This is a genomic window from Nocardia sp. NPDC001965 (genome assembly GCF_053594175.1).
Map to the genome: position 1 here is coordinate 32,322 of NZ_JBSFDZ010000024.1, position 13,052 is coordinate 45,373.

A 13,052-nucleotide genomic window follows, 5' to 3' on the forward strand; every position below is an offset into this window, starting at 1 on the left:
CGGATCGGCTCCGGCCGGTTACCCGGCTCCACCCGGCCGGTCCGGCGCACCGGGATATCCCGAACCGCCGGCCTGCCGAATCCGGCTGGGTCGCGCCTATCTGCTCGAACCCTTGTGATCAGTACGACCGCAACCCTGTTCGGTGCCGGAGGCCGGTGGTGTGCTCGGAGAGCGAACGATTCCGCTCTCGATCCGTGAGGTGCCCATGACATCCGAAAACACCACCCCCGCCACCCTCCCCACCGTGGTCAAGCTCGGGTCCAGGATCGGAGCGCGGATCGACGGGGTGCGGCTGGGCGGTGACCTCGGCCCGGCGGCCGTGGAAATCATCCGCAAGGCGCTGGTGGAACACAAGGTCATCTTCTTCCGCGGGCAGGACCGGCTCACCGAGGACGGGCAGTACGAGTTCGCCGAACTGCTCGGCAGCCCCACCACCCCGCATCCGACGGTCACCTCGCACGGCGAGAAGACCCTCGCCATCGATTCGGAGTACGGCAGCGCCAACAGCTGGCACACCGATGTGACCTTCGTGGACCGGATCCCGAAGGCGTCGATCCTGCGGGCGGTCACGCTGCCGCCCTACGGTGGCACCACCACGTGGGCGTCCACCGTGGCGGCCTACGATTCGCTGCCCGAGCCGCTGCGGTTGCTGGCCGAGAATCTGCGGGCGGTGCACACCAATGTGTACGACTATGTGGGTCGTCACGGTGAGAACCCGGACGACAAGACCCGCGAGCACCGCGCCGAGTTCGAGTCCTCGCTGTACGAGACCGAGCATCCGGTGGTGCGGGTGCATCCGGAGAGCGGGGAGCGCGCGCTGCTGCTCGGCCATTTCGTCCGGAACTTCGTCGGTTTCTCGACCACCGAATCGCAGACGCTGTTCCGGCTCTTCCAGGATCGGGTGATCCGGCTGGAGAACACGGTCCGCTGGGATTGGCAGCTCGGCGATGTCGCGATCTGGGACAACCGCGCGACCCAGCACTACGCGGTCAACGATTACGACGGCCGGCCGCGCCGCCTGACCCGGATCACCCTCGCCGGTGATATCCCGGTGGGTGTGGACGGCCGGCCCAGCACGGTGCTCACCGGTGACGCCGGACACTATTCGGTGGTCGAGGCACCTCGGCAGCTGGCTTCCTGAGCAGGTCGGGTCCCCGCGGCCGCGTCCACCGGGTAAACCCCGTTGCGACAAGCCGGGGGGCATCCGCCAGACTGGTGGCCATGAACAACTGGCCACCGACAGGTTCGCCCCATGCGGCACCGGGCGCTACCGGGGCCTTCCCGGGCGGTTCCGGCGGTTTCCGGGCCCACGCCCGGGGCCGGGTTCGCACCGCCGCGCTCGGTTCGTTCGACGGCGGTCCGGGAGCCGCCCGGTGAGGCGGCGTCGCACTGCCCGCGGCCCCCGCAGCCGCAACCGTCACGAACTGCGCGCGCCCGCCCACCGGCGCCCGACCGTGCATCCCAACCCCGCGGGACTCACGGACAAACCGTGCGGCGGCGTGATGTGTGTCCGCCCCGGGCCCGGGCAGCCCGAGAGCGGATCCTGATACCGGCTCAGCGCATACCGGGCATCCCGGCGAAGAGCACCTCGAACACCGTCGGATGGTTCTGATAGATCCGGGTGGACGGGATGAAGGGGTTGACCTCCGAGGTATCGGTGACCACGTAGTCGGCGTGGCTACCCGGTGCCCGGTCCAGTACTCCCGCGCAGCGCGGCCCGCCGGTGGCGTTCACCTTCGGTAGATCGTTCGGGTACTGGTAGGCCTCGGCGCCGTACATGAAGCTCGCGTTGAACGAGGCGCCCGGGTTGCGGCCGCCCATCAGATCGTCGGCCAGCGGCATCGCCTTGGCGAGACCGCGGATGACGCAGTCCAGCGAGGGTTTGTAGGTGTTGAGCAGTTCGGTGGTCGGCCGCAGCAGGTCCAGCGCCGTCACCAGGTTCTGCTCGTTCTCGGTCAGCACCGCGCTCGTGGTGTCGGCCAAGCCGATCGTATCGAGCAGCAGGGCGTCGAAGTTCTGTTCGTTGTCGGTGAGGGTGTGGCTCAGCGCCGTCGCGTTGTCGACAGTGCGCAGCAGGTCCGGAGCCGTATCGGCGTAGAGGTCGGTCACGGCGGCGGTGGACCGGAAATCGCGCTGGAGCGCGGGCAGGCTCGGATTGAGCTCGCGCAGCAGCCGGTCCGCGTTCACCAGCAGGTCGCCGAGTTGCTCGCCGCGGCCCTGGAGCGCCGTGCCGAGCGCGGTGAGGGTGGCGTTGAGTTTCTCCGGCTGGACCATGTTCAGCACTTCGGTGAGCCGTTCGAACAACGTGTTGAATTCGACGGTCACCGATTCGCCCCGCAACACCTGGCCCGGTTGCAGACGTCCGGCGGGCTGCGCGGGCTCCACGAAATTCACGTACTTCGCACCGAACACCGTGGTGGAGCGGATATCGACCTGAGCGTTGCCCGGTACCAGCCGCATCAGATCGGGGTTCATATCCAGTTCGAGGCGGACCTCCCCGTTCCCGGATTCGATCTTGCCGACCCGGCCGACCTCCGCACCGCGGAATTTCACCTTGGCGTCGGGATCCATCACCAGGCCGCTGCGCGGCACCACGATGGCCACCGGCTCCTTGGGCGTGAATCCGCCGAAGAACATGACCAGCGAGAAGACCACGGCGAGGACGATGACCAGCACCATCCCCAAGGCCGCCAGTTTGTACTGCACAGCGTCCCAGACCTTGCGCGCAGTTGTTCGCCGATCGGACCGGTCGTGTATCGGTACCACCACTCACCTGCCTCGAACCGTTCGGCACCCCGGCGTGCCGAACTAGCCGGATTTATGTCCAGACAGTTGTCCATGTTATGGCTGATTCAACCCGGGCGGGCGGTTTTCACCGATCACGTCCGGATTTCGCCGTATCACACCGTTTTCGCAGGTAGAAAGTGAAAAAGGCCCGCTCACGACTGGGTGAGCGGGCCTCGATCATAAGCGGTTAGGGCATCGGTTACAGCGCTTTCTCGATAGCCGCCACCAGCGTGTCCGCATCCGGTGTGGTAGTAGGCCGGAAACGCCCGGCCACGACCCCGTCCCGGCCGATCAGGAACTTCTCGAAATTCCACTGGACATCCCCGGCCGCACCCTCGGCATCGGGGGTGTCGATGATCTCCCGGTACAGCGGATGCCGACCGTCACCGTTCACGTCGACCTTCTCCAGCAGGGGAAAGTCCACCCCGTAGGTGGTGGAGCAGAACTGCTGGATCTCCTCGGCACTGCCCGGTTCCTGGCCCATGAACTGATTACACGGGACCCCGACCACGCTGAAACCACGGTCGCCGTAGGTCTTCTGCAGCTCGACCAACCCGGTGTACTGCGGTGTCAACCCGCATTTCGACGCGACATTGACCAGCAGGACCACCCGGTCCCCGACCAGCTCACCGAGCGTGGCGGCCGAACCGGACAGCGTGTTCACCGGAATATCTCGAACGTTCATTCGTAGCGCACCTGCCAACTCTTGATTCCGTTGATCCACCCCGATCGCAACCGTACCGGATCGGAATCGGATTTCAGGCCGGGCATGGCGTCGGCGATCGCATTGAACATCAGGTCGATTTCCAGGCGGGCCAGGTTCGCGCCGACACAGTAATGCGTACCGGTACCACCGAATCCGACATGCGGATTCGGGTCGCGCAGGATATCGAAGGTGAACGGTTCGTCGAAGCCGGCCTCGTCGAAATTGGCCGAGCTGTAGAACAGGCCGAGCCGCTGCCCTTTCTCGATCTCCTGCCCGCCCAGCACGTGATCGGCGGTCGCGGTGCGCTGGAACGCGGTCACCGGAGTGGCCCAGCGCACGATCTCGTCGGGCGCGGTCCGCGGCCGCTGCTCCCGGTACAGCTCCCACTGCTCCGGATTGTCCACGAACGCCTTCATCCCGTGGGTGATGGCGTTACGGGTGGTCTCGTTCCCGGCGACCGCGAGCAGGATGACGAAGAAACCGAACTCGTCGGAGGCCAACCCCTCACCGTCGAGGTCGGCGTTGACCAGCTGGGTGACGATATCGTCGGCCGGACACGAACGCCGCTGTTCGGCCATGTTCCAGGCGTAGCCGAGGATCTCCGCCGAGGCGACGGTCGGATCTCCGTATTCCGGATCGTCGTAGTTCAGCATCTGGTTGGACCAGTCGAACACCTTGCGGCGGTCCTCCTGCGGAACGCCGAGCAGCTCGGCGATCGCCTGCAGCGGCAGTTCACAGGCGACCTGGGTGACGAAATCGCCGCTGCCGGTCTTCTTGGCCTCGTGCACGATCCGATGCGCGCGCTCGGTGAGCGCGTCCCGCAGGCCCTCCACCGCACGCGGGGTGAAACCTTTGGAGACGATCCGCCGCACCTTGGAATGCTTCGGCGGATCCATGTTCACCAGCAACGCTTCGGTGAGCTGCATCTGGTCCGGGGTGATATCGCCGGGCAGCCGGACGATGGACCCCTTCTGCTGCGACGAGTACAGCTCCGGATTGCGCGAGAGTTCCTTGACGTCCTCCAGTGTGCTGACCACCCAGTAGCCGCCGTCGTTGAAACCGCCCGAGGTCTCGTCGGATTGGGCGTTCCACCAGACCGGCGCCGTCCGCCGCAGTAGCGCGAATTCCTCGACCGGACTGCGATCGGCCCACAGCGCGGGGTCGGTGAAATCGAAGCCCGGAGGCAGTGCGGTTGTCATCAGGCGTCCTTTCCTTCTTCCGGCAGCGGCCGCAGCGGCGCTTCCGGTTGCACCTCGACCAGCACGAGATGGGCACCCCGCGGGGTGCCGACGACCGCGGACACCGCCCGGGCCAGGTCACCGGCACGCAGCATGTACGGATGCCGCGCCAGGCCCCAGGCCTGCCAGGACTCCAGCAGCGGCCCCACCACCTCCGGCGATGCGTTCATCCCCATACCGGTCACGGTCGGCCCGGGCCGGACCAGCGACGCCCGGATACCGGTGCCCTCCAGTTCCATCCGCATCTGCTGCACCATCGCCTCGACCCCGGCTTTGGCAGCGCTGTAGGCGCCGTTCCAGGGACGTGGCAGCGGTGCGCAGTCGGAACTGATCAGCACCACATCGCCGCGCCGCCGCGCCAGCATGCCGGGCAGTACCGCGTGGGCCATCCGATGCGCGCCGATCAGGTGGATCTGCACCTGTTGTGCGAAATCGGCGGGATCCATGTCCTGGATGAGGCCGAATTCGATATCACCGGCCCCGGAGACCAGGACCTCGGTGGGTCCGATGGCCGCTTCGGCAGCCGCCACGAACTCGTCTACCGAAGCCTGATCGGTGACATCGAGACGATGTGCGAAAGCGGTACCGCCGTCGGCCCGGATCTTGCCGGCCAACTCCTCCAGGATCTCCACCCGGCGCGCGCCCAGCGCCACCGGATGGCCCTGTGCGGCCAGTTCCACGGCGGTGGCGGCGCCGATACCCGACGAAGCGCCGGCCACGATGGTCGGCCGCTTCTCGGGATGAGGATCGAACCGGGGCATTTACCGCACCTCCACGGAGATCGGGAGCTCGGCGAAGCCCCGGACATTGGACGAGTGCACGCGGACGAATTCGTTCTCACGCACTCGGTAGGACTTCACCCGCGCGGCGAATTCGCGCAGTGCGACAGTGGTTTCCAGCCGAGCCAGATGGGCGCCGAGGCAGAAGTGCACACCGGCGCCGAAGCTGGCCAGATTGCCTTTTTCGGCACGGTCCAGGTCGTAGACATCGCCGTCGTCGAAGACATCACCGTCCCGGTTGGCCGATCCGATCAGCAGCAACACTTTCGAACCCGCCGGGATCACGCGGCCGTGGTACTCGAGTTCCTCGGTCGCGGTCCGCGCGACGATCTGGCTGGAGGTGTCGTAGCGCAGGGTCTCCTCGACCCAGTCCGCGACCCGTTCCGGATCGTCGACGACCTTGGCGTATTCGGCCGGATTGCGGCCGGCCCAGTACAGGGCGTTGCCCAGCAGTTTGGTGGTGGTCTCGTTTCCGGCGACGACCATCAGGAACATGAAGCCGATGATCTCGTCGTCGGTCAGTCGGTCACCGTCGATCTCCGCCTCGAGCAGTGCCGAGGTGAGGTCGTCGGCCGGTTTCGCCCGCCGCTGCGCCACCATGTCCGCGTAGTAGACCACCAGGTTCAGCGAGGCTTCGATCGCCGTATCGGGGACATCGGTCACGCCGTCCTCGCGGTGCATGACCATATCCGCCATATGGCGGATCTCGTCGCGGTCGGCGACCGGTACGCCCATCAACTCGGAGATGACATCCATCGGGAGCTTGCCGGCGAATTCCTGGATCCAGTCGAATTCGCCGCGCTCGAGGGCCGGTTCCAGGTATTCGAGCGTGAGTTCCCGGATGCGGGTCTCCATATCGGCGACCCGTTTGGGGGTGAAGCCCTTGAAGACCAGCTTGCGCATCCGCATATGCCGGGGATCGTCCATCGCGAGGAACGACATGGTCTTGTGCGCGTGCGGGCCCCAGGCCGCGGGATCCAGCGAGACCCCGTTGGCATTCGACAGCTGGGCGGCATTGCGGAAGCCCGCGGTGACATCGGCGTGCCGCGATAGTGCGTAGAAGTCGAGTTCGGCGTTGTAGTAGAGCGGCGCCTCCGCGCGCAGCCGGGCGTAGACCGGGTACGGGTCTTCGTGGAAGACGTAGTCGTACGGATCGAACGTCACCGGCTCCAACGATGCGGCCGTCATCGGACCCACCTCTGTTTCGATAACGAGTTCTCGCCGGGCGCGACCGATCGGCCGCCGGGGAGAGACACATAGCTGGACATGTGTCTGGACGGTACCAGCGGCGCGCCCCCGCGACAATGATCGTACGGGAATTTACTGCTCAGACGCATAACGACGACCGATCGCGAGATTGCCGCGGGCTACCGGCCCCATCCGGCCCATCTTTCGGGCACGATCAGCGTGGAGCACGAACGATAGAACCCGTTCTTGCACTCGAGAAACAGTCCGGACTATATTCCATACACCTGTCCAGACAGTATTGGGGTCTTTCATGAACAGTCTTCTGCCCGGCGACAGTTCTCGACTGCTGATCGGCGGCAGCCTCACCCCCGGCGGCAACGGCGTGTTCGAGAATGTGAACCCGGCGACCGAAGAGGTCATCGGCACCGCGGCCGATGCGGACGCGGCCGATATGAACGCCGCCATCGCCGCCGCCCGGACCGCCTTCGACGAGACCGACTGGTCCCGCGACCACGCCTTCCGGGTGCGTTGCCTGGAACAGCTGCAGTCGGGCCTGAAGGCGCACGCCGAGGAACTGCGGGAGATCACCGTCGCCGAGGTGGGCGCGCCGATCATGTTCACCAGTGGGCCGCAGCTCGAGGGGCCCGTAGCGGATCTGAGCTTCGCCACCCGGCTCGCCGCGACCTATGAATGGGAGACCGAGCTCGGGGTGGCCGCGCCGATGGGTATCAGCACCCACCGGGCGTTGCGGCGCGAAGCGATCGGCGTGGTCGGGGCGATCACCCCGTGGAACTTCCCGCACCAGATCAACTTCGCGAAACTGGGTCCGGCGCTGGCCGCGGGCAACACCGTCGTTCTCAAGCCAGCCCCCGACACCCCCTGGTGCGCGGCGGCGCTGGCGTCCATCATCACCGAAGAAACCGATATCCCGCCCGGCGTGGTCAATATCGTCACTTCGTCCGATCATGCGCTCGGCGCGCAGCTCTCCGGTGATCCGCGGGTCGACCTGATCAGTTTCACCGGATCCACCAATACCGGCCGCGCCGTGATGGCCTCGGCCGCGGCCAATCTGAAGAAGACCTTCCTCGAACTCGGCGGGAAATCGGCGTTCATCGTGCTCGACGACGCCGACCTCGCCACCGCGGTGAGCTACGCCGGATTCTCACTGTGCGTGCACGCCGGTCAGGGCTGTGCCCTGTCCACCCGGCTGCTGGTACCGCGGAACAAATACGAGGAGGCGCTCGCGGCCGCCGCGAACACCATGCGCGGTATCCGCCCCGGCGATCCCACGAACCCCGGTACCGTCTGCGGACCGGTGATCTCCGACCGGCAGCGCACCCGGGTCCTCGGCTATATCGACAGTGCCCGCGCCGACGGCGGCCGGATCGTCGCCGGCGGCGGCCGCCCGGCCGAACACGACCGCGGTTTCTATGTCGAACCCACCGTCATCGCCGATCTGGACAACAGCGCCAAGGCCGCACAGGAGGAGATCTTCGGCCCGGTCCTGGTGGTGCTGCCCTACGACGGCGACGACGACGCCGTCCGGATCGCCAACGACTCGCCGTACGGCCTGTCCGGTGCGGTCTGGGGTAAGGACCCGGAGCGTATCCGCCGGGTCACCGACCGGGTGCGCACCGGAACCCTGGGCGTCAACGGCGGTATGTGGTACAGCGCCGACGCGCCGTTCGGTGGATACAAACAGTCCGGTATCGGCCGTGAGATGGGTGTCGCCGGGTTCGAGGAGTACCTGGAGACCAAACTCGTCGCCACCGCCCAGTAGGCCGCGCCGTGCGCATACCGAACCGCCGGTAGCCGCGAAATCCGTACCGCGCGGCGGGCGGGCACCCACCCGCGAGCGCGAGAAATTTCCGAACAGACAAGCTTTCCCGAACAACGAGGAGCTCATCCCATGGCTCGTTTCACCGGCAGGACCGCCATCGTCACCGGCGCCGCCCGCGGAATCGGCGAGGTCTACGCGCAGGCGCTGGCCGCCGAGGGCGCGTCGGTCGTCGTCGCGGATCTGAACGAGGAGGGCGGTACGGCCGTCGCCGAGAAGATCGTGGCCGACGGCGGTACCGCGTCCTTCCACACGGTCGACGTATCCGATCCGGATTCGGCGAAGGCGCTGGCCGATTTCACCGTCGAGAAGTACGGCAAGATCGACCATCTCGTCAACAACGCGGCCATCTACGGCGGCATGAAACTCGATCTGCTGCTCACCGTGCCCTGGGACTACTACAAGAAGTTCATGTCGGTGAACCTGGACGGCGCGCTGGTGATGACCCGCGCGGTCTGGGAGAACATGGCGGCGAACGGTGGCGGTTCGATCGTCAACCAGTCGTCCACGGCCGCCTGGGTGTACTCCGGTTTCTACGGGTTGGCCAAGGTCGGGATCAACGGTCTCACCCAGCAGCTGGCCACCGAACTCGGTGGCTCGAATATCCGGGTCAACGCGATCGCGCCGGGTCCCACCGATACCGAGGCCACCAAGACCACCACACCGGAGAGCATGGTCAAGGACATGGTGAACCGGCTGCCGCTCAAGCGCATGGGTACACCCGACGATATGGCGGGCGCCCTGCTCTATCTGCTCTCCGACGACGCCTCCTGGGTCACCGGGCAGATCTTCTGTGTCGACGGCGGCCAGGTGATCCGGTAATGAGCGCCGGCGTCGGCCCCCGGGTGGGCTTCATCGGGCTGGGTTCGATGGGCGCGCCGATGGCCAGGAAACTGCTGGCCTGGCACGGCGGGCTCACGGTCTGCGATATGCGGGCCGAAGTGCTCGAACCGTTCACCTCGGCCGGCGCGGAAGCGGCCGGAACAGCGGCCGAGGTGGCGTCGAAATGCGGGATCATCTGCATCGCGGTGGTCGACGACGAGCAGGTCCGGTCCGTACTCGCCGGCGAGAACGGGGTGCTGAGTACCGCTGCCCCGGGCACCGTGGTGGCCGTGCACTCCACCATCGGCGACGAATCGGCCGTGGAATTCGCGCGGCTGTGCGCCGAGCACGGGGTGGATCTGATCGACGCCCCGGTCAGCGGTGGCGCGGCGGGCGCGGACAGCGGACGGCTGGCGGTGATGGTCGGTGGTGGCAATGAGGCGGTCGAAGCGGTACGCGAACCCTTCGGTTGTTTCGCCGATATGGTCGTGCACGCGGGCGAGGTCGGGGCCGGTACCCGGATGAAGCTCGCCCGCAACCTGCTGCATTTCATCTCCTTCACCGCCGCCACCGAGGCCCAGCGGCTGGCCGAGGCCGCCGGGCTCGATATCACTGTGCTGGGCAAGGTGGTCCGCCACTCCGACGCGGTGACCGGTGGAGCGGGCTCGATCATGCTGCGCGATACCACCGCTCCCATCGCGGACGGCGACTTCTGGCTGTCGATCCTCACCCATGTGCGCGAACTCGGCGAAAAGGATCTGTCCCTCGCCCTGGATCTGGGCGGCCGGGTCGGCGCCGAACTGCCGCTGGCCGGACTGGCGCTGGCACGGTTCGGCGAAGGCCTGGGCGTCGGGCAGGGTGCGGTCGCGCGGGCGAATGTCACACCCGCCGAGCGGGACAGCGGCACAGTCGGCGAGCGGCACAGTGTTACTGCCGCTGAGCGGGAACCTTCCGGTACCGGCGCGCCGGAGCGTGCCACCATCGCCGGGCGGCAGGACGCCACCGACCCGGCAGCCGCGGCGCAGAACGACAGTAAGGAAGACGAATAATGGCCGACGCCACTCCTCTCCGCCCACTTCCCGCCGCCGAGGTCGGCGCCTGGGACCGCACCGCAGATGTCGTGGTCGCCGGTTACGGGATCGCCGGCGTCTGTGCCGCCATCGAGGCCGCGCGGGCAGGCTCACAGGTACTCGTCCTGGAACGCACCAGCGGCTGGGGCGGGGCAGCGGCACTGGCCGGCGGGTTCATCTACCTCGGCGGCGGTACCCCGCTGCAGAAGGCGCTCGGTTTCGAGGACAGCCCGGAGAACATGGAGAAATTCATGCTCACCGCGCTGGGTCCCGGCGCGGACGCGGCCAAGATCGCCGACTACTGCCGGGGCAGTGTCGAACACTACGAATGGCTGGTCGCCAACGGCGTGCCCTTCAAAGCGGAGTTCTGGGGTGAGCCCGGCTGGGAGCCCCCGCACGACGAGGGCCTGATGTATTCCGGTGGCGAGAACGCCGCCCCTTTCAACACCGTCGCCGATCCGGCCCCGCGCGGACACGTCCCGCAGATGAGCAATAAGCGCACGGGTTCCAAGGGCGGCGGCTACATGCTGATGAAACCGCTCGCCGAAACCGCCGAGAAGCTGGGTGTCACCGCCGAATACGATATCCGCATCCAGCGGTTGATCGTCGACGGTGATCGGGTCGTCGGTGTGGTCGCCAAACAGTACGGCAAGGAATTGAACATCCGCGCCGAACGCGGAGTCGTCCTGGCCACCGGCAGTTTCGCCTATCACGACCAGATGATCGAAGGATTCGCTCCCCGGCTCATCGGCCGCCCGGGTGCCGCCATCGAGGAACACGACGGTATCGCCATCCGGGTGGCGCAGGCCCTCGGCGCCGACCTGGCCCATATGGACGCCACCGAGGTCGCGTTCTTCGGCGATCCGCAGATGATGGCGCGCGGCATCCTGGTCAACGGGCGTGGTCAGCGCTATGTCCCGGAAGACACCTATCCGGGCCGGATCGGTCAGATGACCCTGTTCCACCAGGAGAACCAGGCGTATCTGATCATCGGCGAGGCCGCCTACGAGGAATCCCTGACCACCGAGACCTCCACCCCGTTCTTCCGGCAGCCGCCGACCTGGGCCGCGGAGACCATCGCCGAACTCGAATCCGATATGGGTCTGCCCGAACTCGCCCTGCAGAGCACCGTCGACCTGTACAACAAGCACGCGGTGGACGGTAAGGACCCGCTGCTGGGGAAGAAGCCGGAGTGGACGAAGGCGCTGGAGGGTCCGTTCGCGGCCTTCGATATGCGCGGGTTCACCGCCGGATTCACCCTCGGCGGACTGCGCACGGATCTGGATTCGCGGGTGCTGCACGTGAGCGGTGAGCCCATCCCCGGGCTGTTCGCCGCGGGCCGCTGCACCTCCGGAGTCTGCGCGGGCGGCTACGCCAGCGGAACCTCGCTGGGTGACGGCAGTTTCTACGGCCGCAGGGCCGGGATTGCGGCCGCGAAGAACTGAAACGGTACATTCAGACACATGTCCGAAGGTGAACCTCTCGTCGTCGAAGCGACCCGTCGACGCCTGTCCGCGAAACAGGCCGATACGGTCGACAAACTGACGAAGGCCGCGGTGGAGGTGCTGACCCGCGAGGGGTTCGCGGGGATGACCATCCGGATGGTCGCCGCCGCGGCCGGGGTCGGGACCGCCACCGCCTACACCTATTTCTCGTCGAAGGAACATCTGGTCGCCGAGATCTTCTGGCGGCGGCTGGTGGCGGCGGATTCACCGGTCAGCGAGGATCCCGACCCCATCATCCGGGTGGTGGCCGAGTTGCGGGCGATCGCGATGCTGGTCGCCGACGACCAAGAGGTTTCCGGCGCCGTCACCAGCGCCATGCTCGGCCGCGATCCCGATGTGGCCCATCTACGCGCCCGGATCGGCCTGGAGATCCGGACCCGGATCGAGCGGGCGCTCGGTCCCGACCCGGATCCGGAGGTGGTGGTATCGCTGGAGCTGGTCTACGCGGGTGCACTGGTCCGGGCCGGTATGGGCTACGCGTCCTACGCCGATATCGCCGACCTCATCGAGAAATCCGCGCTGTTGATCCTGCGCTGAGCACCGGGAAAGAAGCTCGAAGAAGTATGAACAATCGTCCCAAACAACTCGACTCGTCCTTGGTGCCGACCGTCATCAAGTACATGTCCAAGGTCAACACCTGGGCCTATCGCAAGACCGGGGGACGGATCGGCGGTACCTGGCGGGTCGGGGCCGGGCTGCGCAACCCGGTGCCCACCCTTTTGCTCGACCATATCGGCCGGAAATCGGGTAAGCCGTTCACCGCGCCACTGCTCTACCTGCGTGACGACGCGAACATCGTCGTGGTCGCCTCGCAGGGCGGGCTGCCGAAGAACCCGCAGTGGTACTACAACCTCGTCGCGGCGCCGGACACCACCGTGCAGATCGGCAAGGACCGGATCCCGGTGCGGGCCCGGCTCGCCGACGACGCCGAACGTGATCGGCTGTGGCCGAAACTGCTCGAGCTGTACGCGGATTTCGACAACTACCAGTCGTGGACCGAACGCCGTATCCCGATCTTCGTACTGGAGCCTCGTACTCCCTGACCGGGTTCCGGTGGCACTCGCGCGGTAGTCACCGGATACGGCGTCACCGCTGACGTTTCTCCGGCGTGCTCTTCGGG

At 66.8% G+C, this 13,052-nt stretch carries 12 protein-coding genes and 1 pseudogene; 8 read left to right on the forward strand and 5 right to left on the reverse strand.

The genetic code is table 11. The features are described from left to right. The first annotated feature begins 205 nt into the window (after nt 1-205). The gene (locus ACWCPQ_RS26260; RefSeq protein WP_449903513.1) at nt 206-1,141 is read left to right on the forward strand and encodes a TauD/TfdA dioxygenase family protein; all 936 of its coding nucleotides are present in this window, start codon (nt 206-208) and stop codon (nt 1,139-1,141) included. A gap of 80 nt (nt 1,142-1,221) precedes the next feature. Further along, a complete protein-coding gene (locus tag ACWCPQ_RS26265) occupies nt 1,222-1,377 on the forward strand; it encodes a hypothetical protein (RefSeq protein WP_449903515.1) in 156 nt (51 codons plus the stop codon). Nucleotides 1,378-1,554: 177 nt separating this feature from the next. Here the strand turns inward: ACWCPQ_RS26265 and ACWCPQ_RS26270 are convergent, their stop codons facing one another. From ACWCPQ_RS26270 to ACWCPQ_RS26290, 5 genes are all read right to left on the reverse strand, one after another. After that, nucleotides 1,555-2,706, reverse strand: a complete 1,152-nt coding sequence (locus ACWCPQ_RS26270) for an MCE family protein (protein WP_449903517.1) — start codon at nt 2,704-2,706, stop codon at nt 1,555-1,557. A 280-nt stretch (nt 2,707-2,986) separates the two neighbouring features. Then, nucleotides 2,987-3,472 carry a glutathione peroxidase gene (locus ACWCPQ_RS26275; RefSeq protein ID WP_449903519.1) on the reverse strand — a complete coding sequence of 162 codons (486 nt, stop codon included), beginning with the start codon at nt 3,470-3,472 and terminating at the stop codon, nt 2,987-2,989. Further along, nucleotides 3,469-4,692 (reverse strand): cytochrome P450, encoded by a 1,224-nt coding sequence (locus ACWCPQ_RS26280; protein ID WP_449903521.1) that lies wholly within the window; start codon nt 4,690-4,692, stop codon nt 3,469-3,471. Before ACWCPQ_RS26280 ends, ACWCPQ_RS26275 begins: the two co-directional genes overlap by 4 nt. Beyond that, nucleotides 4,692-5,492: an SDR family oxidoreductase gene (locus ACWCPQ_RS26285; RefSeq protein WP_449903522.1), complete on the reverse strand. Its 801-nt coding sequence runs from the start codon at nt 5,490-5,492 to the stop codon at nt 4,692-4,694. The genes ACWCPQ_RS26280 and ACWCPQ_RS26285 overlap by 1 nt, the downstream gene beginning before the upstream one ends. Continuing rightward, nucleotides 5,493-6,698, reverse strand: coding sequence for a cytochrome P450 (locus ACWCPQ_RS26290; RefSeq protein WP_449903525.1), 1,206 nt, complete (start codon nt 6,696-6,698; stop codon nt 5,493-5,495). It abuts the gene before it with no gap. A gap of 310 nt (nt 6,699-7,008) precedes the next feature. On the opposite strand from ACWCPQ_RS26290, the gene ACWCPQ_RS26295 reads away from it, so the two are divergent. From ACWCPQ_RS26295 to ACWCPQ_RS26320, 6 genes and pseudogenes are all read left to right on the forward strand, one after another. Further along, the gene (locus ACWCPQ_RS26295; RefSeq protein ID WP_449903527.1) at nt 7,009-8,478 is read left to right on the forward strand and encodes an aldehyde dehydrogenase; all 1,470 of its coding nucleotides are present in this window, start codon (nt 7,009-7,011) and stop codon (nt 8,476-8,478) included. A 129-nt stretch (nt 8,479-8,607) separates the two neighbouring features. Then, nucleotides 8,608-9,357 (forward strand): SDR family oxidoreductase, encoded by a 750-nt coding sequence (locus ACWCPQ_RS26300; protein WP_449903529.1) that lies wholly within the window; start codon nt 8,608-8,610, stop codon nt 9,355-9,357. Further along, nucleotides 9,357-10,226, forward strand: a pseudogene (locus ACWCPQ_RS26305) (NAD(P)-dependent oxidoreductase); the annotation flags it as partial. The gene ACWCPQ_RS26300 and the pseudogene ACWCPQ_RS26305, both read left to right, overlap by 1 nt. A gap of 179 nt (nt 10,227-10,405) precedes the next feature. Next, entirely contained in the window at nt 10,406-11,872 is a 1,467-nt protein-coding gene (locus tag ACWCPQ_RS26310) for an FAD-dependent oxidoreductase (protein ID WP_449903530.1), read from the forward strand. 18 nt (nt 11,873-11,890) lie between these two features. Further along, entirely contained in the window at nt 11,891-12,469 is a 579-nt protein-coding gene (locus ACWCPQ_RS26315) for a TetR/AcrR family transcriptional regulator (RefSeq protein ID WP_449903533.1), read from the forward strand. Nucleotides 12,470-12,495: 26 nt separating this feature from the next. Next, entirely contained in the window at nt 12,496-12,975 is a 480-nt protein-coding gene (locus ACWCPQ_RS26320; protein ID WP_449903535.1) for a nitroreductase family deazaflavin-dependent oxidoreductase, read from the forward strand. Nucleotides 12,976-13,052: the final 77 nt, after the last annotated feature.

Coding starts and splice junctions, on each gene's coding strand:
- ACWCPQ_RS26260 (WP_449903513.1), top strand. CDS start 206: ATGACATCCGAAAACACCACCCCCGCCACCCTCCCCACCGTGGTCAAG.
- ACWCPQ_RS26285 (WP_449903522.1), bottom strand. CDS start 5,492: ATGCCCCGGTTCGATCCTCATCCCGAGAAGCGGCCGACCATCGTGGCC.
- ACWCPQ_RS26310 (WP_449903530.1), top strand. CDS start 10,406: ATGGCCGACGCCACTCCTCTCCGCCCACTTCCCGCCGCCGAGGTCGGC.
- ACWCPQ_RS26295 (WP_449903527.1), top strand. CDS start 7,009: ATGAACAGTCTTCTGCCCGGCGACAGTTCTCGACTGCTGATCGGCGGC.
- ACWCPQ_RS26315 (WP_449903533.1), top strand. CDS start 11,891: ATGTCCGAAGGTGAACCTCTCGTCGTCGAAGCGACCCGTCGACGCCTG.
- ACWCPQ_RS26290 (WP_449903525.1), bottom strand. CDS start 6,698: ATGACGGCCGCATCGTTGGAGCCGGTGACGTTCGATCCGTACGACTAC.
- ACWCPQ_RS26275 (WP_449903519.1), bottom strand. CDS start 3,472: ATGAACGTTCGAGATATTCCGGTGAACACGCTGTCCGGTTCGGCCGCC.
- ACWCPQ_RS26320 (WP_449903535.1), top strand. CDS start 12,496: ATGAACAATCGTCCCAAACAACTCGACTCGTCCTTGGTGCCGACCGTC.
- ACWCPQ_RS26265 (WP_449903515.1), top strand. CDS start 1,222: ATGAACAACTGGCCACCGACAGGTTCGCCCCATGCGGCACCGGGCGCT.
- ACWCPQ_RS26280 (WP_449903521.1), bottom strand. CDS start 4,692: ATGACAACCGCACTGCCTCCGGGCTTCGATTTCACCGACCCCGCGCTG.
- ACWCPQ_RS26300 (WP_449903529.1), top strand. CDS start 8,608: ATGGCTCGTTTCACCGGCAGGACCGCCATCGTCACCGGCGCCGCCCGC.